This window comes from Sanguibacter sp. HDW7 (assembly GCF_011300875.1).
Classification (GTDB): Bacteria; Actinomycetota; Actinomycetes; order Actinomycetales; family Cellulomonadaceae; genus Flavimobilis.
In genome coordinates, this window is record NZ_CP049862.1 from 1,426,274 (window position 1) to 1,448,449 (window position 22,176).

Annotated in this window: 22 protein-coding genes and 1 riboswitch; of the genes, 15 read left to right on the forward strand and 7 right to left on the reverse strand. The window is 73.5% G+C overall.

Going from position 1 to position 22,176, the window contains the following annotated elements:
- The first annotated feature begins 16 nt into the window (after positions 1-16).
- On the forward strand, positions 17-1,084 hold the full coding sequence (pheS, locus tag G7063_RS06665) for a phenylalanine--tRNA ligase subunit alpha (protein ID WP_166413696.1): 1,068 nt from the start codon (positions 17-19) through the stop codon (positions 1,082-1,084).
- Entirely contained in the window at positions 1,084-3,639 is a 2,556-nt protein-coding gene (gene pheT / locus G7063_RS06670; RefSeq protein ID WP_166413697.1) for a phenylalanine--tRNA ligase subunit beta, read from the forward strand. Before pheS ends, pheT begins: the two co-directional genes overlap by 1 nt.
- A gap of 97 nt (positions 3,640-3,736) precedes the next feature.
- Here pheT and G7063_RS06675 read toward each other — a convergent pair whose 3' ends face one another.
- The 7 genes from G7063_RS06675 to G7063_RS06705 all read right to left on the reverse strand — a co-directional run bounded on the left by G7063_RS06675 (position 3,737) and on the right by G7063_RS06705 (position 9,445).
- On the reverse strand, positions 3,737-4,627 hold the full coding sequence (locus G7063_RS06675) for a VOC family protein (protein WP_166413698.1): 891 nt from the start codon (positions 4,625-4,627) through the stop codon (positions 3,737-3,739).
- A 117-nt stretch (positions 4,628-4,744) separates the two neighbouring features.
- Complete coding sequence (locus G7063_RS06680) at positions 4,745-4,966, reverse strand: hypothetical protein (protein WP_166413699.1); 222 nt, start codon at positions 4,964-4,966, stop codon at positions 4,745-4,747.
- Positions 4,963-6,915, reverse strand: a complete 1,953-nt coding sequence (locus G7063_RS06685; RefSeq protein WP_166413700.1) for a ferrous iron transporter B — start codon at positions 6,913-6,915, stop codon at positions 4,963-4,965. The genes G7063_RS06680 and G7063_RS06685 overlap by 4 nt, the downstream gene beginning before the upstream one ends.
- On the reverse strand, positions 6,912-7,133 hold the full coding sequence (locus G7063_RS06690) for a FeoA domain-containing protein (protein WP_166413701.1): 222 nt from the start codon (positions 7,131-7,133) through the stop codon (positions 6,912-6,914). The genes G7063_RS06685 and G7063_RS06690 overlap by 4 nt, the downstream gene beginning before the upstream one ends.
- A gap of 61 nt (positions 7,134-7,194) precedes the next feature.
- Positions 7,195-8,007 (reverse strand): GTP pyrophosphokinase family protein, encoded by an 813-nt coding sequence (locus G7063_RS06695; protein ID WP_166413702.1) that lies wholly within the window; start codon positions 8,005-8,007, stop codon positions 7,195-7,197.
- A gap of 92 nt (positions 8,008-8,099) precedes the next feature.
- Positions 8,100-8,450 (reverse strand): nucleotide pyrophosphohydrolase, encoded by a 351-nt coding sequence (locus G7063_RS06700; RefSeq protein ID WP_166413703.1) that lies wholly within the window; start codon positions 8,448-8,450, stop codon positions 8,100-8,102.
- Positions 8,447-9,445 (reverse strand): quinone oxidoreductase, encoded by a 999-nt coding sequence (locus tag G7063_RS06705; protein ID WP_166413704.1) that lies wholly within the window; start codon positions 9,443-9,445, stop codon positions 8,447-8,449. The genes G7063_RS06700 and G7063_RS06705 overlap by 4 nt, the downstream gene beginning before the upstream one ends.
- Before the next feature lie 118 nt (positions 9,446-9,563).
- A riboswitch (TPP riboswitch) is annotated at positions 9,564-9,684 on the forward strand.
- A 121-nt stretch (positions 9,685-9,805) separates the two neighbouring features.
- Between G7063_RS06705 and G7063_RS06710 the strand changes: the two genes are divergently transcribed.
- From G7063_RS06710 to argH, 13 genes are all read left to right on the forward strand, one after another.
- Positions 9,806-10,099, forward strand: a complete 294-nt coding sequence (locus tag G7063_RS06710; protein ID WP_166413705.1) for a thiamine-binding protein — start codon at positions 9,806-9,808, stop codon at positions 10,097-10,099.
- A complete protein-coding gene (locus G7063_RS06715) occupies positions 10,096-10,854 on the forward strand; it encodes an ABC transporter permease (protein ID WP_166413706.1) in 759 nt (252 codons plus the stop codon). Before G7063_RS06710 ends, G7063_RS06715 begins: the two co-directional genes overlap by 4 nt.
- 18 nt (positions 10,855-10,872) lie before the next feature.
- Positions 10,873-11,901, forward strand: a complete 1,029-nt coding sequence (locus tag G7063_RS06720; protein WP_166413707.1) for an ABC transporter substrate-binding protein — start codon at positions 10,873-10,875, stop codon at positions 11,899-11,901.
- The gene (locus G7063_RS06725; protein WP_166413708.1) at positions 11,885-12,667 is read left to right on the forward strand and encodes an ABC transporter ATP-binding protein; all 783 of its coding nucleotides are present in this window, start codon (positions 11,885-11,887) and stop codon (positions 12,665-12,667) included. The genes G7063_RS06720 and G7063_RS06725 overlap by 17 nt, the downstream gene beginning before the upstream one ends.
- A 150-nt stretch (positions 12,668-12,817) precedes the next feature.
- Positions 12,818-13,396: a Dps family protein gene (locus tag G7063_RS06730; RefSeq protein ID WP_166413709.1), complete on the forward strand. Its 579-nt coding sequence runs from the start codon at positions 12,818-12,820 to the stop codon at positions 13,394-13,396.
- Between the two features lie 71 nt (positions 13,397-13,467).
- Positions 13,468-14,523, forward strand: a complete 1,056-nt coding sequence (gene argC / locus G7063_RS06735) for an N-acetyl-gamma-glutamyl-phosphate reductase (RefSeq protein WP_240916218.1) — start codon at positions 13,468-13,470, stop codon at positions 14,521-14,523.
- A complete protein-coding gene (argJ, locus tag G7063_RS06740; RefSeq protein WP_166413711.1) occupies positions 14,520-15,689 on the forward strand; it encodes a bifunctional glutamate N-acetyltransferase/amino-acid acetyltransferase ArgJ in 1,170 nt (389 codons plus the stop codon). Before argC ends, argJ begins: the two co-directional genes overlap by 4 nt.
- 51 nt (positions 15,690-15,740) lie before the next feature.
- Positions 15,741-16,649 (forward strand): acetylglutamate kinase, encoded by a 909-nt coding sequence (gene argB / locus G7063_RS06745; RefSeq protein ID WP_166413712.1) that lies wholly within the window; start codon positions 15,741-15,743, stop codon positions 16,647-16,649.
- On the forward strand, positions 16,646-17,917 hold the full coding sequence (locus tag G7063_RS06750) for an acetylornithine transaminase (protein ID WP_240916219.1): 1,272 nt from the start codon (positions 16,646-16,648) through the stop codon (positions 17,915-17,917). The genes argB and G7063_RS06750 overlap by 4 nt, the downstream gene beginning before the upstream one ends.
- On the forward strand, positions 17,914-18,846 hold the full coding sequence (gene argF, locus G7063_RS06755) for an ornithine carbamoyltransferase (protein WP_166413713.1): 933 nt from the start codon (positions 17,914-17,916) through the stop codon (positions 18,844-18,846). Before G7063_RS06750 ends, argF begins: the two co-directional genes overlap by 4 nt.
- The gene (locus G7063_RS06760) at positions 18,843-19,373 is read left to right on the forward strand and encodes an arginine repressor (protein ID WP_166413714.1); all 531 of its coding nucleotides are present in this window, start codon (positions 18,843-18,845) and stop codon (positions 19,371-19,373) included. Before argF ends, G7063_RS06760 begins: the two co-directional genes overlap by 4 nt.
- Before the next feature lie 75 nt (positions 19,374-19,448).
- Entirely contained in the window at positions 19,449-20,678 is a 1,230-nt protein-coding gene (locus G7063_RS06765; RefSeq protein WP_166413715.1) for an argininosuccinate synthase, read from the forward strand.
- A 2-nt stretch (positions 20,679-20,680) separates the two neighbouring features.
- Entirely contained in the window at positions 20,681-22,105 is a 1,425-nt protein-coding gene (gene argH, locus G7063_RS06770; RefSeq protein WP_166413716.1) for an argininosuccinate lyase, read from the forward strand.
- Positions 22,106-22,176 lie beyond the last annotated feature (71 nt).

The following is a 22,176-nucleotide window of genomic DNA, read 5'->3' on the forward strand; positions in this document are numbered from 1 at the left end:
CCCTGGAAGGCCTTCGATGTCCACCTCCGACACGTCGCCCCTGTCGCCTCTTGACGCCCCCGGCGTCGAGGCGGCCCTCGCCGCCGCGCTCGCCGCGGTCGCCGCGGCACCCGACCTCGACGCCCTCAAGGACGTCCGCCTCGCCCACGCGGGCGACCGCAGCCCGCTCGCGCTCGCGAACCGCGCGATCGGCCAGCTCGCGGGCCCCGACAAGGCGACGGCCGGCAAGATCCTCGGCCCCGCGCGCGGCCGCCTCAACCAGGCGCTCGCCGCACGCACCGAGGTCCTCGAGGCCGAGCGCGCCGCGCGCGTCCTCGTCACCGAGGCCGTCGACGTCACGCTGCCGACCGACCGGGTCCAGGCGGGCGCCCGCCACCCGCTCGAGCTCCTTCAGGAGCAGGTCGGCGACTTCTTCGTCGGCATGGGCTGGGAGATCGCCGAGGGGCCCGAGGTCGAGGCCGAGTGGTTCAACTTCGACGCGCTGAACTTCGGCGTCGACCACCCCGCGCGCCAGATGCAGGACACGTTCTTCGTCGAGCCGCCCGCGGGCGCCGAGGCCTCGGGCCTCGTCCTGCGCACGCACACGTCGCCCGTCCAGGCGCGCACCATGCTCGCGCGCGACGTGCCGATCTACATCGCGTGCCCGGGCAAGACGTTCCGCACGGACGAGCTCGACGCGACGCACACGCCGGTCTTCCACCAGGTCGAGGGCCTCGCGGTCGACAAGGGCCTGACGATGGCTCACCTCAAGGGCACGCTCGACGCGTTTGCTCGCGCGATGTTCGGTCCCGAGGCGCGCACGCGTCTGCGCCCGAGCTTCTTCCCGTTTACGGAGCCCTCCGCGGAGATGGACCTCTGGTTCCCGCAGAAGAAGGGCGGCGCGGGCTGGATCGAGTGGGGTGGCTGCGGCATGGTCAACCCCAACGTCCTGCGCGCAGCGGGCATCGACCCGGACGAGTACACGGGCTTCGCGTTCGGCATGGGCCTCGAGCGCACGCTCATGCTCCGCCACGCGATCACCGACATGCACGACATCATCGAGGGCGACGTCCGCTTCTCACGTCAGTTCGGAATGGGGTTCTGATGCCGAACATCGCACTGGGCTGGCTCGGCGAGCACGTCGAGCTCCCCGCCGGCCTCACGGCCGAGCAGCTGGCCGCCGACCTCGTCCGCGTCGGGCTCGAGGAGGAGGCCGTCCACGGTGCCGCCGTCACGGGTCCGCTCGTCGTCGGCACCGTCCTGTCCCTCGTCAAGGAGGAGCAGAAGAACGGCAAGACGATCAACTGGTGCCAGGTCGACGTCGGCGCGCACAACGTGCTCGACGAGGCCGGGCAGCCGACGCTTCCGCGCGGCATCGTGTGCGGCGCGCACAACTTCGTCGAGGGCGACCGCGTCGTCGTCGCGCTCCCGGGCGCGGTGCTGCCCGGGCCGTTCGCGATCGCGTCGCGCAAGACGTACGGCCACGTGTCCGACGGCATGATCTGCTCGCAGCGCGAGCTCGGTCTGGGCGAGGACCACGACGGCATCATCGTGCTCGACCGGCTCGGTTACACGGGCCAGCCGAACGGCACCGATGCTGTCGAGCTCCTCGGCCTCGGCGAGCAGGTTCTCGAGATCAACGTCACGCCGGACCGCGGCTACTGCTTCTCGATGCGCGGCGTCGCCCGCGAGTACTCGCACTCGACCGGCGCGGCGTTCACGGACCCGGGCCTCGCCGAGACGCCTGCCGCGACGGCCGACGGCTTCGTCGTCGAGGTCGACGACGACGCCCCGATCCACGGCCAGGTGGGCTGCGACCGCTTCGTCACGCGAATCGTGCGCGGCATCGACCCGACCGCAGAGACGCCGGCGTGGATGAAGAAGCGCCTCACGCAGGCGGGCATGCGCTCGATCTCGCTCGCGGTCGACGTGACGAACTACGTCATGCTCGACCTCGGCCAGCCGCTGCACGCGTACGACCTCGCGAAGGTCGCCGCGCCGATCGTCGTCCGCCGCGCGCACGCGGGGGAGACGTTCACGACGCTCGATGACGCGAAGCGCACGCTCACGGCCGAGGACCTCCTCATCACGGACTCGCCGGACGGCGCGCGGGCCTCTCGCGTCCAGGGCATCGCGGGCGTCATGGGCGGGCAGGTCTCGGAGGTGTCGGCGACGACGACCGACGTGCTCGTCGAGGCCGCCCACTTCGACACGGTGACGGTCGCGCGCTCGTCTCGCCGCCACAAGATCCCCTCGGAGGCAGCCAAGCGCTTCGAGCGTGGCGTCGACCCGCTCCTGCCGCCCGTCGCGGCGCAGCGCGTCGTCGACCTGCTCGTCGAGCACGGCGGCGGCACGGCCGACGCTGCGGTCTCGGACCTCGACGCGACGCAGCCGCCCGCGGCCGTGACGTTCGCGTGGTCGGAGACGGCACGCCTCACGGGCGTCGAGCACCCGCGCGAGCGGATCGCGGAGATCCTCGAGCAGATCGGCTGCACGCTCGCGGACGGCGACGGCGACACCGTCGCGGTGACGCCTCCGACGTGGCGCCCCGACCTCACGGGTCCGGAGCACCTCGTCGAGGAGGTTGCGCGCATCGACGGCTACGACGCGATCGAGCCGGTCCTGCCGACCGCGCCCGGCGGCACTGGCCTCACGCACTCCCAGCGTGCGCGGCGCTCGGTCGCCCGCGCGCTCGCCGAGTCGGGCTTCGTCGAGACGCTGTCGTACCCGTTCGTCGGCGCCGCGCAGCACGACGCGCTCGGGCTGCCCGCGGACGACGCGCGCCGTCGTGCGGTGCGCCTCGCGAACCCGATGTCCGACGAGGCTCCCGAGCTGCGCACGAACCTGCTGACGACGCTGCTCGGCACGGTGCGCCGCAACGTCGGCCGTGGCTTCACGGACCTCGCGGTCTCGGAGACGGGGCTCGTGACGCTCCCGCGCGAGGGTGCGCCTGCGGCGCCCCAGCTGCCGGGCGCGCGTCGCCCGTCGGACGACGAGCTCGCGTCGATCGCCGCGGCCGTCCCGGACCAGCCGCGCCACGTCGCCGGTGTCCTCGTCGGCGCGCGCGAGCGTGCCGGCTGGTGGGGCCAGGGCCGCGCCGCCGGCTGGGAGGACGCCCTCGAGGCCGCTCGCCTCGTCGGGCGTACGCTCGGCGTCGAGCTCACGGCCGTCAACGACGCGGAGCGCATGCCGTGGCACCCGGGCCGCTGTGCGCGCCTCGAGCTCGCCACGGGCGAGGTCGTCGGCTGGGCCGGTGAGCTCCACCCGCAGGTGCTCGAGCGTCTCGACCTGCCGGCGCGCGCGTCGGCGTTCGAGCTCGACCTCGACGCGGTCATCGGCGCGAGCGCGACCGGGCCCGTCCAGGCCGTCCCCGTCTCGACGTTCCCGCCCGCGAAGGAGGACTTCGCGTTCGTCGTCGACGCCGCGGTCCCGGCCGACGCGCTGCGCAAGGTCGTCGCAGACGCAGCGGGCGACCTCGCCGAGGACGTCCGTGTGTTCGACGTCTTCACGGGCGCGCAGGTCGGCGAGGGCCGCAAGTCGGTCGCTGTCGCCCTGCGACTGCGCGGCGCGAGCGCGACGCTCACGGCCGAGCAGACCGCCGAGGTCCGCGGCCGCGTCGTCGACCGCGCCGCGAAGGAGCTGGGCGCTCAGCTGCGCTGAGCGACCGCCTGCGCTGAGCGCACGTCAGGCTCGCAGCACGCGAAGGCCCCGGGCGACCGGGCCTTCGTCGTGCTGCGAGCCTGGACGGCGCGGGGGATCAGAAGTCGTCGATGACGAGCTTCTTCATCTCCATCATGTGCTCGAACGCGTGCGGGCGTTCCATGAGCTCGTCCATGTTCGCGGGGACGATCTGCCACGAGACGCCGAACCTGTCGACGCACCAGCCGCACTGCTCGGCCTCGGGGACGGTCGAGAGGGCCGTCCAGAGGCGGTCGATCTCGGCCTGGTCGGGGCACGCGAGCTGGTAGGAGACGGCGGGCGTGAACGTCGTGTCCTGCGCCGAGCCCGCGTCCATGACGAAGACGCGCTGGTCGGCGAGGCGGACCTCGGCGAACATCACGGCGCCTGAGGCAGCGGGACCCGTGGCCTCCGGGTACGGCACGGTGCGGACGACCTCCGAGCCGGGCAGGAGCGCGGTCCACTCGGCGATGGCCTCGGCCGCTCGGTCCTGCGCGGGACCGCCGAAGAGCAGCGTCGGGACGATCGACGCCTCGGCAGGTGCGTCGGGGAACGCGACCGTGAGCTGCCAGGAGACGCCGTACCGGTCCTCGACCCACGTGTAGCGGTCGCTGAACGGGTACTGCTGGAGCGGCATGAGGACCCGTCCGCCCTCGGCGAGGGCGGAGGCCGCGGCGTCGAGCGCGGCGACCGCGCCCGGGTCGTCGGCCGCGCCGAACGTCACGGTGAACGACGACGCGGGTGTGGGCCGGAACTCGGGGCCGGCGTTGATGTGGACGAGGTCGCAGCCGGGGCCCGAGAGCATGACGGTGAGGACCTTGCCGGCGAGCTGCTCCTGGAAGGGGAGCAGGCCCTCGGTGGGGTAGCGGTCGGTGCGGGTGATGCGAGTAGACGGCAGCACGCGGGCGTAGAGCTCCGCGGCCTCCTCGGCGTCGCCCGCGAACCAGATGTTCGGCGTGAACGTGCGCATGGGACCTCCCAGATCGACGGTTCCGACACCTCGAGTCTGCGTCCGGGACGTGCTCGCCACCACCGGGGGTGCACCCAGAGGGAGCAGCGGGAGGAGATGGACGAGGCGCGAAGGGTCTCAGCGCTGCCGCAGCGACGCGACGGGGCACGTCACGCACGCGGGCGTCTCGACGGTCCCGCAGGTCTGGCACGCGGCGGTCGCGGACCGGATCGCACCGGCGCGCTCCCAGTGGTCGAGCGCGGCCTCGACGAACCCCAGGGGCAGGCCGAGGCGCTCGGCGGTGCGCGGCGGCGTGAGCCCGTCGCGCGCGAGCGAGAGCACGTCGTCGAGGACCGTCACAGCAGCCTGCCGACCTGGAAGACGACGACCGCGAGCGTCCAGGCGACCGCGAGCTGTCCGAGCGCGGCGAGCACGGCGACGCGCGTGCCGAAGAGGCGGCGCTGCTCGCCGATCGTCGCGACGCACGGCGTGTAGGCGAGGACGAGCACGACGAGCGCGAGGCCCGCAGCGATCGCGGCTCCGCCCGACGACACCTCGAGCGACGCCCGCAGGTGCTCCGTGAGCGTGCTGGGTCCGGCGTCCGCGGGTTCGTCGATCGCGTATGCCTGGGCGAGCGCGCCGACGACGACCTCCTTGGCGACGATGCCCGTGACGAGGGCGCCCGCGACGTGCCAGTCGTCGAGACCTGCGGGCGCGAGCGCGGGCGCGAGGCCGTGGGCGACGGCGCCGTACGCGCTGTCGGCGACGGGAACGTCGGCGATGGCGTGATCGCCCGTCGTGGGGACGGCGAGGAGCACCCAGAGGACGATGAGCGTCGCGACGATGACGGTGCCCGCGCGCCGGACGAACGACCCGCAGCGGGTCGCGATCGACTGCGCGGTCGAGCGCAGCCCGGGCCGGTGATAGGCGGGCAACGCGAGGACGAGCCCCTCGGGCACGAGGTCGCGGAAGAGCGTGCTTCGCAGCAGCCAGGCGCCGCCGACGACGAGAACGACGCTCGTGAGATACGCGGCCGCGACGACGGTTGCCGCGTGCTCGGGCACGACAGCGGTCGCGACGAGCAGGTAGACGGTGAGGCGCGCGGGGCACGTGGTCATCGGGACGACGAGGCCGACGAGAAGTCGCGCGCGGGCGTCGGGCAGCGTGCGGGTCGCGGTGAGCGCCGGGACGTTGCACCCGAAGCCGAGGATGAGGGGGAGGACGGCGCGCCCGTCGAGCCCGAGGCGCCGGACGGCGCGGTCGGTGACGACGGCGACACGCGCGAGGTAGCCGGAGTCCTCGAGCACGGCGATCGCGCCGAAGACGATGGCGAGCAACGGCAGGAACGACAGGACTGTCCCGACGCCCTGGAGGACGCCGTCGATGACGAGCCCGCCGACCCACGCGGGGCCCGGCACGAGCGGCCGCACGAGCTCGCCCAGCCACGTGACGAGCCGGCCGACGCCGTCCATGACGGGCGCGGTCGCGGTCGTCGCGAGCCACAGGAGCGCCCACATGACGAGGCCGAAGACGGGCAGGCCGACCCACGGGCGTAGGAGGGCGGCGTCGACGCGATCCGAGAGCGTCGTGCGGACGCGCGGCGTCGCGCGGTCGCCGAGGACCTCGAGGACGGTGCCGACCCAGGCGAAGACGTCGGGGGCGTCGTCGGACGCCGGGGGAGGTGTGCGAACAGCGGCCGGGGCCGCGTCGTCGTCGGGCAGGTCGTCTGAGCCCGCGTCGCTGAACGCCGCGTCGCCGAGCACCGCGTCCGCGAGCATCCCGAGTCCGGCGCCCGAGCGTGGGTCGACGCCGACGACGGGCAGGCCGAGCGCCTCGGAGAGCGTCGGCGCGTCGAGCGTGACGCCCTGGGCGCGGGCAGTGTCGAGCATCGTCAGCGCAACGACGACGCGCGTGCGCTCGCCGAGCGTGCCGGGCGCGAGCACCTGCCCCAGCAGCACGAGCGAGCGTGGCAGGGTCGTCGCGTCGGCGACGACGACGAGGACGTCGGGCACCGTGCCGTCGGCGCCCGTCGCGGCGCGGGCCGCGACGGCCTCGTCGGGGGAGCGTGCGACGAGCGAGTACGTACCTGGGGCGTCGACGAGCCGGACGTGGCCGTGCGCGGTGCGCCACGTGCCCTCGGCGACCTCGACGGTCGTGCCCGGGGCGTTGACGACGTGCTGGCGGGCGCCGGTCGCGCTGTTGAAGAGCGTCGACTTGCCGGCGTTGGGATTGCCGAGGAGGACGACGACGGGCGCGCCGATGACGGCCGTCGTGCCGGGGCCGGGGGCCTCGTGGCAGCTCGAGGTCACGGCAGGACGATCTCGACGCGGCCGCACGTCGACCGGTCGAGCGCGATGCGGTCGGCGCCGAGGGCGACGACCCGGGCGCCGGCGGCGGCCGCGTGGGTCGGGCGGACGCGGGCGCCGGGGCGCAGGCCAAGCTCGGCGAGGCGTGCGCCCAGCGGGCCGTCGACGTCGACGCGCGCGACGACCGCGTCGAGGCCGAGGGGGAGAAGCGCGAGGTCCATGCCTCGACGCTACGGATGAGGTGAGGCTCACCTCATGGGACCGAGGTCCCGGCCTGGTGCGTCAGTCGCGGCGCGAGCGCATCGCGACGAGGCGCTCGAGCAGCTGCGGCACGGGGACGAACGAGGCGTTCGCGGGGACCGCGCCCGGCAGGCTCGGTGCGATGGCCGTGTCCCCGTCCGCGTAGCGCTCGTCGAGGGCGTTGACCTGGTCGCGCAGGTCGGTCATCGTCGCGTCGAGCTCGGCCGCGACGAGCGCGGACTGGCGCAGGCGGTCGAGGATCTCGCCGGGCACCTGGCGGTCGTACTTGTAGTAGATCTTGTGCTCGAGCGACGCCCAGAAGTCCATCGCGCTCGTGCGGATCTGGATCTCGACCGTGACGGGGACGGTGCCCGAGGAGAGGAAGACGGGCACGGAGACGATGAGGTGGAGCGAGCGGTAGCCGTTCGGCTTGGGCTCGGCGATGTAGTCCTTGACCGCGAGCACCGTGAGGTCGTCCTGGCGGCGGAGCGCCTCGAGCACCGTGTAGATGTCGGGGACGAACGAGCAGATGATGCGGACGCCCGCGATGTCGAGGATCGAGGCCCGGATCGACTCGAAGTCCGGTGTGATGTCCTTGCGCTCGACCTTGTCGAGGACCGACTCCGGCGACTTGAGGCGCGACGTCACGTGCTCGATGGGGTTCTCGTGGTGGAGGTGCGTGAACTCGTCGCGAAGGATCGAGACCTTCGTGAGGACCTCGTCGATCGCGAACTTGTACTGGAGCATGAACGCCGTGAACTCGTCACGGAGGGTAAGCATCCGGGAGAGCGTCTCGCCGTCCGCGAGGATCGATGCGAGGTCGTCCGCCCGGGTGCGACCGTGATGTCCGTTCATGGTTCCAGGATAGGCGCTGGGTCTGGAAGGTCGCTGGGACGATCCGGGGAGCGGGAAGGTCGACGCGCGTCCCGTGCCGGGGCTGGGTCCCCTTACGGACGGTCGCTGCGCAGCCGCAGCACGGAGCCGACGGGGAAGCGCTCGTGGTTGCGCGCGAGCTTGCGACGCGCGGCGTCCATGAGGTCGATCCCGGTGACGTCGGCGAGCCGCGCGAGGTAGATGACGACGTCGGCCATCTCCATGGCGACGCGCTCGCGGAGGTCGTCGTCCTGGGCGACTGCCGTGCGGGACTCCTCCGAGCCGAGCCACTGGAGCTCGGCGGCGAGCTCGCCCGCCTCGCCGGTGATCGCCATGGCGAGGTTCTTGGGGCTCTGGACCGCGGGCCAGCCGCGCTCCTCGGAGAAGGCGCGGACGTCAGCCACGAGGTCGTCGAAGTCGCTCACGACGCGGCTCCGGGCGTGACCTCGAGCAGCACCTTGCCGGTCGTGCGCCGACCCTCGAGCGCGGTGTGCGCGGCCGCCGCCTCTGCGAGCGGCAGGGTGAGACCGACGTGGGCGCGCAGCGCCCCGACGCCCGCGAGGCGGAAGAGCTCGTCGGAACGTTCGAGCAGCTCGCCGCGCGTACGGACGTGATGCGCGAGCGTCGGACGCGTGACGAACAGCGAGCCTCCCGTGTTGAGGCGCTGGAGGTCGAAGGGCGGCACCTGCCCTGAGGACCCGCCGAAGAGCACGAGCGTGCCGCGCACGGCGAGGCTCGCGAGCGACGCGTCGAAGGTCGTGCGCCCGACGCCGTCGTAGACGACGTCGACGCCCTCCGGGAGGGCGGACCGCACGAGGGCGGGGAGCTCCGTCGCGAGGTCGTCGAGCAGGTCGTAGCGGAGGACCTCGCTCGCCCCGGCGGTGCGTGAGAGCTCCGCCTTGGCCTCGCTCGACACGGTCGTCATGACGTGCGCGCCGCGTGCGACGGCGAGCTGCGTGAGCAGGAGCCCGACGCCGCCCGCGCCCGCGTGCACGAGCGCGGTGCGCCCGGGGGCGAGGTCGAACGACGACGTCGCGAGGTAGTGCGCCGTGAGGCCCTGGAGCGCGAGCGCGGCGGCGGTCGGGAGATCGACGTCGTCGGGCACCGCGAGGGTGCGGTCCGCGGGGACGACGACCTGCTCGGCGTACGAGCCGTGCGCGTCGAACCAGGCGACACGGTCGCCGACGGCGACCTCGGTGACGTCCGCGCCGAGGGCGCTCACGACGCCGGCGCCCTCGACGCCGGGCACGTGCGGGAACGGCTGGGTGTAGACGCCGCTGCGCCGGTAGGTGTCGATGAAGTTCACGCCGGCGACGGCGACGTCGACGAGCACCTCGCCGGGCCCCGGGGAGGGGGCGGGGAGGTCGACGACCTCGAGGACGTCCGGTCCGCCGGCGCGCGCTGCCTGGATGGCTCTCATGCGCCCAGCCAACCACCGACGTGGCGTGCGGGCCACGGCCGGGCACGCGTGACGACCGCAGGGTGAGACGGTGTGCCCCTCGTCGGGCGATTCATCCCATGGGTGGCTACGGTCGTCATGTCACACGCCGGGGAGCTCGGTACACCGAGCTGAGAGGGCGGATGGGACACGTGCCCGAGCCGCCGACCCGCGAACCTGAACTGGGTCATGCCAGCGGAGGGAGCGTGGGAGCCCGCTCGCGGGTCCCCGACCCTGCCGTGCGCGCCCCGGGGCCCGCGCGCCCCCGGACGCCACGCGCCGGGACGTTCGTGCGCCACGGCGCGCCTCGGTTCGGCACGGCCCTCGAACGAGGAGCAACGCATGATCGCCGAGATCCAGGTCGCACCCCGCCGCGCGGGCCCGACCCCCACGCCCTACGCCCACGTCGACGCCGCGATCGCCGTCATCGCGGCCTCCGGCCTCACCTACGAGGTCGGCGCGATGGGCACGACCGTCGAGGGAGCGCCCGACGAGGTGTGGGCGCTCCTGCGCGCCGTCCACGACGCGACGCTCACGTCGGGCGCCGCCGCCGTGACGAGCCACATCAAGGTCGGCCAGGGGGCGCACGACGCAGGCCCGCGCATCGCCGACCTCGTGACGAAGCACCGGCCGTGAGGCTCCGGGCGGCGGTCCACGCGGTCTGGCCGCCCGTCGTGCTCGCCGCCGCGCTCCTGCTTCTGTGGGAGCGCGCGGCGCGCTCGGGGGCTCTGCCCGCGTTCGTCCTGCCCGCGCCGTCCGACGTCGCGCGCCGGGTCGTCGCCGACTGGCCGACGCTCCTGCCGCACGTCGGCACGACGCTCACCGAGGCCGCCGTCGGGCTCGCCGTGGGCGTCGTCGTCGGCGGTCTCGTCGCTGTCGCGATGCACGCCTCGACGTGGCTCGCGCGCGCCGTCGGCCCGCTCATCACCGTGACGCAGACGGTGCCGACCGTCGTCCTCGCGCCGCTGCTCGTCCTGTGGCTCGGCCTCGGGATGGCTCCCAAGGTCGTCGTCGTCGCGCTCACCGTGTTCTTCCCCGTCCTCGTCGCGGCCTCGGCCGCGATGCGCGACGCCGACGGCGCGCTCGCGGACATGGTCCGCGGGCTCGGCGGCGGACGCCTGCGCACGCTGCTCGTCGTGCGCGGGCCCGCGGCCCTGCCGGGCGCGCTCGCGGGCCTGCGGGTCGCCGCCGCGTACGCGATCGGCGCGGCCGTCGTCGCCGAGTACCTCGCGGCGTCGAGCGGCCTCGGTGTCGTCGTCCAGCGCGCCCGCAAGTCCTACGACGTCGAGCTCGTCCTCGTGGCGATCGCCGCCGTCTCCCTGCTCACCGCCCTCGTGTACGTCGTCGTCGACGGCGTGTGCCGAGCGGCGCTGCCCTGGCAGCGCCGCTGATCCTCGAAGGAGGCCCTCGTGGCCCGCACCAGCACCAGCAAGACCCGCCCCGCCCGTCGCACCGCCGCCGCGGCGCTCGCCGTGCTCGCCCTCGCCGTCCCCGCCGGCTGCGCGGGCGACGCCGAGGCCGGCACGGCCCAGGCGCTGCGGCCCGTCTCGATCGTCCTCGACTGGACGCCCAACACGAACCACCTCGGCCTCTACCTCGCGCTCGAGAAGGGGTGGTTCCGCGACGCGGGGCTCGACGTCACGATCGTCGAGCCGGGGGAGACCTCCGGGCTCCAGCTCGTCGCGGCCGGCAAGGCCGACATGGTCTTCTCGGTCGCCGAGGCGCTCGTCCCCGCCCGGGAGAAGGGAGCCGACGTCGTCGCGGTCGCGGCCGTCGTCCGGGAGAACACCTCGAGCCTGCTCTCGCTCGCCGCGGACGGGATCACGCGGCCGCGCGACCTCGAGGGCAAGCGCTACGGCGGCTATGGCGGCGCGCTCGAGAACGCGCTGATCGACGCGCTCGTCACGTGCGACGGCGGCGACCCCGCCAAGCTCGAGCGCGTGCCCATGGTGAGCGACGACCCGCGGATCGACCTCGGTCAGGACGCCTACGACACCACGTGGGTCTTCGAGGCGTGGGACACGATCCGCATGCGCGACGTCGACGGCATGGACGTCGCGACGCTGCCGTTCGCCGACTACACGGACTGCATCCCCAGCTGGTACACGCCGCTGCTCGCGGTGTCTTCGACAAAGCTCGCGTCCGACCGCGCGCTGCTCGACTGCACGCTCGACGTGCTGACACGCGGCTACCAGGAGTCGATGCGCGATCCGCAGGGCGCGGCGGACGCGCTGCTCGCGCATGTCCCGGAGCTCGACCGGGCGCTCGTCGAGCCGAGCGCGCACTACCTCGCGGAGCACTTCGCGCCCACGCCCGAGGACTGGGGCGTGCAGGACGCCGCGACGTGGGACGCGTTCGTCGCGTTCCTCACCGAGCACGACCTGGCGTCCGACGACTTCGACACCGACGCGGCGTGGACCGATGAGCTCCTCGGCTGACCTCCTCGCGGCGGACGTCGCCGACGGCACGCCCATACCAGGGCAGGGTGAGCCGCTCGTCGACGTCCGCGGGCTCACCGTGTCGCTCGGCGGCCGGGAGGTGCTCGGGGACGTCGACCTCACGGTGCGTGACGGCGAGCTCGTCGCGGTGCTCGGCGCGTCGGGCTGCGGCAAGTCGACGCTGCTGCGCGTGCTCGCGGGCCTCGAGCCGCGGGTGGCTCGCGTCGCCGCGGACGTGCTCGACGTCCCGCGGACGGGTGGAGCGCGGGACGTCGCGTGGATGCCGCAGCACGACGCGCTCCTGCCGTGGCGGCGGGCGCTCGGCAACGTCGTGCTCGGCGGCGAGGTGCGCCGACTCCCGCGTGCGGAGCGTCGGGAGCGGGCCGCAGTGCTGCTCGCGCGCTTCGGTCTCGCCGATTCCCTGCGCGCATGGCCGCACGAGCTCTCGGGCGGCATGCGCCAGCGCGTCGCGGTCGCCCGCACGGTGCTCGCGGGGCGCAGGCTGCTCCTGCTCGACGAACCCTTCGGAGCGCTCGACGCGCTCACCCGCCGTCGGACGGGGGCGTGGCTCGACGAGGAACGTCGGACGGGCGGCCTGGGCCGCACGCGCGCGGTCGTCCTCGTGACGCACGACGTCGAGGAGGCGGTTGCGCTCGCGGACCGCGTCGCCGTGCTCGGCGGGTCGCCCGCGGGGGTCGTCGCTGTCGCAGACGTCGCCGAGCTCGGCGTGTCGAGCGCGCGCCGGACCATGCTCGCATCGCTGTGAGCGGGCTCGGCCAGGGTCGTGGCCTGTTGCCGCGGTCCGGGCCGAGGCCTACGGTCGAGAGTGTCGGGATGCGGTCGAGCCGCGCCGCCCGGTGTCGTCCGGGACGTAGCCGTCCGCCCCGTGCCCATCGACGTACGGAGGAGAGAGGTCATGGCGACGACGACGAAGAAGAAGCCGAGGACGTCCGCGAAGGCCGGGGTGTCCCGGACCGTGAAGGTCGCGGCGGACGCGGGACCGCGGCGCACACGACGCGAGAACGCCGAGTCGGGGTTCCGGGCCTCGGAGCGGCTCACGGGGCATCTGCAGGCGGTGCTCGTCGACCTCGTCGAGCTGAGCCTCCAGGGCAAGCAGGCCCACTGGAACGTCGTGGGGGCGAACTTCCGCGACACGCACCTCATCCTCGACGAGATCGTCGACGTGGCGCGGGAGTCGAGCGACACGGTGGCCGAGCGGATGCGGGCGCTTCACGCCGTGCCGGACGGGCGTTCGGACGTCGTCGCCGCGTCGACGACGCTGCCCGAGATGCCGGGCGGCGAGGTGAGCACGGCGGCCGTCGTCGACCTCGTGACAGCGGCGATCGAGACGACGACGGCGACGATCCGTCGCGTGCACGACGAGGTCGACGAGGAGGACCCGACGAGCGCGGACGTGCTCCACGCGGTCCTCGAGCAGCTCGAGCAGTACGCGTGGTTCGTGAGCGCCGAACGGCGGGAACCGCGCGAGCTCTGAGAGGATCGGTGCACCGACCGGCCGCGACACGCGGCCGGTCGGTGCATGTTTATGCGTGAGCGTGTATGTTGATGCGCATGACGTTCTCAGTCGCCGTCGCCGGCGCCAGCGGATATGCCGGGGGAGAGATCCTCCGGATCCTCGCGGACCACCCCGAGGCCCGCATCGGCGCGCTCACCGCTCACTCCTCGGCCGGCCAGCCCCTCGGCCAGCACCAGCCGCACGTCCGCGCGCTCGCGGACCGCGTCCTCGAGCCGACGACCGCCGAGACGCTCGCGGGGCACGACGTCGTCATCCTCGCCCTGCCGCACGGCGCGTCCGGGGAGATCGCGGCGCAGCTGCCCACGGACACGCTCGTCGTCGACCTCGGAGCGGACCACCGCCTCGCCTCGGCGCAGGACTGGGAGGACTACTACGGCTCCGCGCACGCGGGAACGTGGCCCTACGGCATGCCCGAGCTCCTCATTCCTGGCGGCGGCCGCCAGCGCGCGCACCTCGCCGGTGCACGCCGCATCGCCGTCCCGGGCTGCAACGTCACGGCCGTCACGTTCGGCCTCCAGCCGGGCGTCGCGGCAGGCGTCGTCGAGCCGACCGATCTCGTCGCGGTCCTCGCCAACGGATACTCGGGCGCGGGGAAGTCCCCGCGGACGCACCTGCTCGCCTCGGAGGCCCTCGGCTCGGCGTCGCCGTACGCGGTCGGCGGCACGCACCGGCACATCCCGGAGATCGCGCAGAACCTGCGCTCCGCGGGCGCCTCCGACGTGACGATCTCGTTCACGCCGACGCTCGTGCCGATGTCCCGCGGCATCCTCGCGACCGCGACGGCCCGCCTCGTCGACGCCTCGCTCACGGACGCGCAGGTGCGCGCCGCATGGGCCGACGCCTACGCCGACGAGCCGTTCGTCCACCTCCTGCCCGAGGGCGTGTGGCCGTCGACCGCGATGACGCTCGGTGCCAACACTGCTCTCGTCCAGGTGGCCGTCGACCGTCGTGCGGGCCGCGTCGTCACGGTCACCGCGATCGACAACCTCGTCAAGGGCACCGCGGGCGCCGCGGTGCAGTCCATCAACCTCGCCCTGGGTCTCCCCGAGACCCTGGGCCTCACCGTCCAGGGAGTTGCCCCGTGAGCGTCACCTCTGCCCAGGGCTTCCGCGCCACCGGCGTCACCGCCGGTCTCAAGGCGTCGGGCAAGCCGGACCTCGCCCTCGTCGTCAACGACGGCCCGCTCGACGTCGCGGCCGGCGTCTTCACGTCCAACCGCGTCGTCGCGGCGCCCGTCGTGTGGTCGCGCCAGGTCGTCGCGGACGGCCGTGCGCGCGCGATCGTCCTCAACTCGGGCGGTGCGAACGCGTGCACGGGCCCCGAGGGCTTCGCCGACACGCACCGCACCGCGGAGCACGTCGCGGCGCTGCTCGACGTCTCGCCGGGCGACGTCCTCGTCGCCTCGACGGGGCTCATCGGTGAGCGGCTCCCCATGGACGTACTCCTCGCGGGTGCGGACGCCGCGGCCGCAGGGCTCGCTGCCGACGGCGGTGACGCCGCCGCTGTCGCGATCATGACGACGGACACGGTCTCCAAGACGGCTGTCGTCACGGGCCCGGGCGGTGCCTGGACGGTCGGCGGCATGGCCAAGGGCGCGGGCATGCTCGCGCCGGGCCTCGCGACGATGCTCTGCACGATCACGACGGACGCGGTCGTCGACGCGGAGACGGCGCAGGCCGCGCTGCGTGCCGCGACGGCCCCGACGTTCGACCGCGTCGACTCCGACGGCTGCATGTCGACGAACGACACCGTCGTCCTCCTCGCGAGCGGCGCCTCGGGCGTCACCGCGAGCCTCGCCGAGCTCACCGAGGCGCTCACGGCCGTGTGCGCGGAGCTCGCCCGCAAGCTCGTCGCGGACGCCGAGGGCGCGAGCCACGACATCTCGGTGCGCGTCGTCGGCGCGACGAGCGAGGACGCGGCCGTCGCCGTCGCCCGCGCCGTGACGCGCTCCAACCTCTTCAAGGCTGCGATCTTCGGCAACGACCCCAACTGGGGCCGCGTGCTCTCCGCGGTCGGCACGGTTCCCGAGGACGTCGCCCCGTACGACGCGCTCGCGCTCGACGTGTCGATCAACGGCGTCCAGGTGTGCCGTGCGGGCGGCGTCGGTGAGGCCCGCACGCTCGTCGACCTTGCCGCGGACCGTGAGGTCCACGTCGTCGTCGACCTCCACGCGGGTTCCGCCGAGGCGACCGTGTGGACGAACGACCTTACGCACGACTACGTCCACGAGAACAGCGCCTACTCGACCTGATCCGGGCCGCCCCCGCACCCACCAGCCCTGCCACCGAACGGAGCCCCTCCCGTGACCGCACCTCTCGACCTCACGCCCGCCCAGCGCGCCGAGGTCCTCGTCGAGGCGCTGCCCTGGCTGCGCGACCTCGACGGCGCGCTCGTCGTCGTCAAGTACGGCGGCAACGCGATGGTCGACGACGCCCTCAAGGCGGCGTTCGCCGAGGACATGGTCTTCCTGCGCCAGGTGGGTCTGCGCCCGGTCGTCGTCCACGGCGGCGGCCCGCAGATCTCCGCGATGCTCGGCCGGCTCGGCATCGAGTCGGAGTTCCGCGGGGGCCTGCGCGTGACGACTCCCGAGGCGATGGAGGTCGTCCGGATGGTGCTCACGGGGCAGGTCTCGCGCGAGCTCGTGGGCCTCATCAACGCGCACGGCCCCTACGCGGTGGGTCTCTCGGGCGAGGACGGCGCGCTGCTCCAGGCGGAGCGGCGCACGGCGACGGTCGAGGGCGACCAGGTCGACGTCGGGCTCGTCGGCGACGTCGTCGCGGTCAACCCCCAGGCGGTGCAGGACCTGCTCGACGCGGGCCGCATCCCCGTGGTCTCGACGATCGCGCCGGACGTCTCGGACCCGACGCAGGTCCTCAACATCAATGCGGACACGGCGGCCGCGGCCCTCGCGATCGCGCTCGGTGCGCGCAAGCTCATCGTCCTCACGGACGTCGAGGGTCTCTACACGGCGTGGCCGGACCGCGGTTCCCTCGTCTCCGAGATCTCCTCGACCGAGCTCCGTGCTGTCCTGCCGTCGCTCGCGAGCGGCATGATCCCGAAGATGGAGGCGTGCCTGCGGGCCGTGGAGGGCGGCGTGTCGCGCGCGACGGTCATCGACGGCCGTGTCGCGCACTCGGTGCTCCTCGAGACGTTCACGGACGCGGGCAACGGCACCCTCGTCCACCTCGACCCCACGGAGGTGGTCGCGTGAGCGACCTCAGCACGACGACGACGAACCTTCCCGCGGCCGACGGCGAGGCGTGGACGCGCCGCTACGCGGGCGCGGTCATGGACACGTTCGGCACCCCCCAGCGCGTGCTCGTGCGGGGCGAGGGTGCGTACGTGTGGGACGCCGACGGCCGGCGCTACCTCGACCTGCTCGCGGGCATCGCGGTCAACGCGCTCGGTCACGGGCACCCGACGCTCACGGCGGCGGTGAGCGCTCAGCTCGGCACGCTCGGTCACGTCTCGAACTTCTTCGCGACGCCCGTGCAGGTCGCGCTCGCCGAGCGGCTCCTCGACCTCGCGGGCGCCCCGGAGGGCTCGCGCGTCTTCTTCGCGAACTCGGGCACCGAGGCGAACGAGGCCGCGCTGAAGATGTCGCGTCGCAACCGGCGTCCGGACGGCTCGGCGCGGCCGCGCGTGCTCGCCCTCGAGGGCGCGTTCCACGGCCGGACGATGGGCGCGCTGTCGCTCACGAGCAAGCCCCAGTACCGCGAGCCGTTCGAGCCGCTGCCCGGGGGCGTCGAGTTCCTTCCGTTCGGCGACGTCGAGGCCCTCGAGGCCGCGTTCGCGACCGACGGCGACCTCGTGGGCGCCCTCGTCCTCGAGCCGCTCCAGGGCGAGGCCGGCGTGCGGCGCCACCCCGCCGGCTATCTCGCACGGGCCCGTGAGCTCACGGCGGCGCACGGCGCGCTGCTCGTGCTCGACGAGGTCCAGACGGGCGCGGGCCGCGTGGGCCGTTGGTTCGCGTTCCAGGACCCGGAGATCGGCGAGGGCATCGTGCCCGACGTCGTGACTCTCGCGAAGGGTCTCGGCGGCGGCTTCCCGATCGGCGCGGTCGTCGCGTTCGGTGAGCGGGCGGCGACGCTCCTCGGCCGTGGCCAGCACGGCACGACGTTCGGCGGCAACCCGGTCGCGGCGGCGGCCGCGCTCGCGACGATCGGCGTCGTCGAGCGTGACGGGCTGCTCGCGCACGTCCGGGCGACGGGGGAGTACCTGCGCGCGCAGGTCGCGTCGTGCGGCAACCCGCTCGTCGTGGGTGCGCGCGGCGCGGGCCTGCTCGTCGCCGTCCAGCTTGCGGCTCCGGTCGCGGCCCAGGTCGCGGCCGCCGCGCTCGAGGCCGGCTTCGTCGTCAACGCGGTCGCTCCCGACGCCCTGCGCCTCGCGCCCCCGCTCATCCTCACGGGCGACCAGGTCGACGACTTCGTCGGCTTCCTCGCCACCTGCACCGTCCCCACCTCCGAGGAGCTCGCATGACCCGGCACTTCCTGCGCGACGACGACCTCAGTCCTGCGGAGCAGCGCGAGGTGCTCGAGCTGGCGCTCGAGTTCCACGCGGACCGCTTCCTGCGGACGCCGCTCAAGGGCCCGCGCGCGGTCGCGGTGCTCTTCGACAAGCCGTCGACGCGCACGCGCGTGTCGTTCTCGGTGGGCGTCGCGGAGCTCGGCGGCTACCCGCTCGTCATCGACGCGGCGGGCTCGCAGCTCGGCCGCGGCGAGCCGGTCGCGGACACGGCGCGCGTGCTCGGTCGCCAGGCGGCCGCGATCGTGTGGCGGACGTTCGGCCAGGCGCGCGTCGAGGAGATGGCCGCGTACGCGGGCGTCCCCGTCGTCAACGCGCTCACGGACGAGTTCCACCCGTGCCAGATCCTCGCGGACCTCATGACGATCGCGCAGCACCGCGGCGGCGTCGACGCCCTCGCGGGGCAGACGCTCGCGTACGTCGGTGACGGCGCGAACAACATGGCGCACTCCTACCTGCTGGGCGGGGCGACCGCCGGCATGCACGTGCGCATCGGCACGCCCGACGGCTACCTGCCGGATGAGCAGGTCGTCGCGGACGCGGCGCGCATCGCTGAGGCGACGGGCGGCTCGGTGCTCGTGACGAGCGACCCGGTCGCCGCGGTCGAGGGCGCCGACGCCATCGCGACGGACACGTGGGTGTCGATGGGCCAGGAGGACCAGCAGGCCGAGCGCGAGGCGCCGTTCGTGCCGTTCGCGCTCGACGCGACGCTGCTCGCGCACGCGAAGGCTGACGCCGTCGTGCTCCACTGCCTGCCCGCCTACCGCGGCAAGGAGATCTCGGCCGAGGTCCTCGACGGCCCGCAGTCGGTCGTGTGGGACGAGGCGGAGAACCGACTCCACGCGCAGAAGGCGCTCCTCACCTGGGTCCTGGAGCACGCGTGACGACCACTGACGACCGCGGTGCCACCGGCACTCCGTCGACCAAGGCGGCGCGGCACGCGCGCATCCGCGCGCTGCTCGTCTCCGAGCCGATCCACTCCCAGACGGAGCTCGCGGGTCGCCTCGCGGCCGACGGGCTGCAGGTCACCCAGGCGACGCTGTCGCGGGACCTCATCGAGCTGCGCGCGCAGAAGGTGCGCACGGCCGACGGCGTCTCGGTGTACGCGGTCCCGGGGGAGGGCGGCGACCAGAGCCTCCAGGCGTCGGCCGACGCGGAGTCGCTCGTCGCGCGCCTCGCCCGGCTGTGCGAGGAGCTGCTCGTCTCGGCGGAGACGTCGGGCAACCTCGTCGTTCTGCGCACCCCGCCGGGCGCGGCGCACTATCTCGCGTCGGCGCTCGACCACTCGGTCCTGCCGGGAGTCCTCGGCACGATCGCGGGCGACGACACGGTGCTCGTCATCGCACGTGAGGGCGAGGAGGGCGGCGCGGCCATCGCCGCGCGCCTCCTGCGGCTCGCCGAGGGCGGCTGACGGACACGGTCCGCCGGCACCCTTCATCCCTGACACACTTCACCCCAACCACAGCTTTCGAGAAAGAGAATCGCCATGACTGATCGCGTCGTGCTCGCCTACTCCGGCGGCCTGGACACCTCTGTCGCCATCGGCTGGATCGGGGAGGCGACGGGCGCCGAGGTCATCGCCGTCGCCGTCGACCTCGGTCAGGGCGGGGAGGACCTCGAGGTCATCCGCCAGCGAGCCCTCGACTGCGGCGCCGTCGAGGCGTACGTGGCCGACGCCCGTGAGGAGTTCGCGGCCGAGTACTGCATGCCGGCCCTGCGTGCCAACGCCCTCTACATGGACCGCTACCCGCTCGTCTCGGCGCTCTCGCGCCCGACGATCGTCAAGCACCTCGTCCGCGCCGCGCGTCAGTTCGACGCGACGACGGTCGCGCACGGCTGCACGGGCAAGGGCAACGACCAGGTGCGCTTCGAGGTCGCGACGACGTCGCTCGCCCCCGACCTCAAGACGATCGCGCCGGTGCGCGACCTCGCACTCACGCGCGAGAAGGCCATCGCCTACGCGGAGAAGCACTCGCTGCCCATCGCGACGACGAAGCACAACCCGTTCTCGATCGACCAGAACGTCTGGGGCCGCGCGGTCGAGACGGGCTTCCTCGAGGACATCTGGAACGGCCCGACGAAGGACGTCTACTCCTACACGGACGACCCGACGTTCCCGCCGGTCGCGGACGAGGTCGTCCTGACGTTCGAGCAGGGCGTGCCGGTCGCGATCGACGGCGTCGCGGTGACGCCGCTCCAGGCGATCCAGGAGATGAACCGTCGTGCGGGCGCGCAGGGCGTCGGCCGCATCGACATCGTCGAGGACCGTCTTGTCGGCATCAAGTCGCGCGAGATCTACGAGGCGCCGGGTGCGATGGCGCTCATCGCCGCGCACCAGGAGCTCGAGAACGTGACGATCGAGCGCGAGCAGGCCCGCTTCAAGCGTCAGGTCGAGCAGCGCTGGAGCGAGCTCGTGTACGACGGCATGTGGTTCTCGCCGCTCAAGAAGTCGCTCGACGTCTTCATCGACGACACGCAGCGCTACGTCTCGGGCGAGATCCGTATGACGCTGCACGGCGGCCGGGCGACGGTCACGGGCCGCCGCGCGGAGACGAGCCTCTACGACTTCAACCTCGCGACGTACGACGAGGGCGACTCGTTCGACCAGTCGCAGGCGAAGGGCTTCATCGAGATCTTCGGCCTCACGGCGAAGCTCGCGGCGGCGCGCGACGTGAAGTTCGGCAACGGCGTGGACTTCGGCACGGGGAAGCTCTGACGATGACGACGCACGACGAGGGTGCCCGGGTGAGCCTGTGGGGCGGCCGTTTCGCGGGTGGTCCGAGCCAGGCGCTCGCCGCCCTGTCGAAGTCGACGCACTTCGACTGGCGGCTCGCGGGGCAGGACATCGCGGGGTCGCGGGCGCACGCCCGCGTGCTCCACGCGGCGGGCCTGCTCGACGACGCCGAGCTCGCGACGATGCTCGACGGCCTCGACCGTCTCGCGGCGGACGTCGCGTCGGGCGCCTTCGTCGCTGCCGAGGACGACGAGGACGTGCACACGGCCCTCGAGCGCGGCCTCATCGAGCGTGCGGGGGCGGACGTGGGCGGCAAGCTGCGTGCGGGCCGTTCGCGCAACGACCAGATCGCGACGCTCACGCGCATGTACCTGCGCGACGAGGCGCGTGTCATCGTCGGGCTCGTGCTCGACGTCGTCGACGCGCTCGTCGCGCAGGCGGACGCGCATCCTGGCGCGGCGATGCCGGGCCGGACGCACCTGCAGCACGCGCAGCCCGTGCTGCTCGCGCACCACCTGCTCGCGCACGCGTGGCCGCTGCTGCGGGACGTCGAGCGCTTCGTCGACTGGGACGCGCGTGCTGCCCGCTCGCCGTACGGCTCGGGGGCGCTCGCCGGCTCGTCGCTCGGGCTCGACCCGGCGGCGGTCGCGGCGGAGCTCGGCTTCGACGGGCCGGTCGAGAACTCGATCGACGGCACGGCGTCGCGCGACGTCATGGCGGAGTTCGCGTTCGTCGCGGCGATGGTGGGTGTCGACCTCTCGCGTCTCGCGGAGGAGGTCATCATCTGGAACACGAAGGAGTTTGGCTTCGTGCGTCTCGACGACGCATTCTCGACGGGGTCGAGCATCATGCCCCAGAAGAAGAACCCGGACGTCGCGGAGCTCGCGCGCGGCAAGGCGGGGCGTCTCATCGGCGACCTCGCGGGCCTGCTCGCGACGCTCAAGGGGCTGCCGCTCGCGTATAACCGTGACCTGCAGGAGGACAAGGAGCCGGTGTTCGACCAGGTCGACACGCTCGAGGTCCTGCTGCCGGCGTTCAGCGGCATGGTCGCGACGATGACCTTCGACACGGAGCGCATGGCGTCGCTCGCGCCGCAGGGCTTCTCGCTCGCGACGGACATCGCCGAGTGGCTGGTGCGCGAGGGGGTCCCGTTCCGGGTCGCGCACGAGGTCGCGGGTGCGTGCGTCAAGGTGTGCGAGGACCGCGGGATCGAGCTGTGGGATCTCACGGACGAGGATCTTGCGGGAATCTCCTCGCACCTCACGCCGGAGGTGCGTAGCGTGCTCAGTGTCGAGGGTTCGCTCGCGTCCCGCGACGCCGTGGGCGGCACCGCCCCGGCGCGCGTGGCCGAGCAGCTCGAGGCGGCGCGTGCGCGGGCGACCGCGCTGCGCACGTTCGCGGAGGCCTGAGGCTTCCAAGATCCTGTCGCCGACGAGGGCGGGCCGGTTTTCCGGCCCGCCCTCGTCGCACCCGGGCCCTG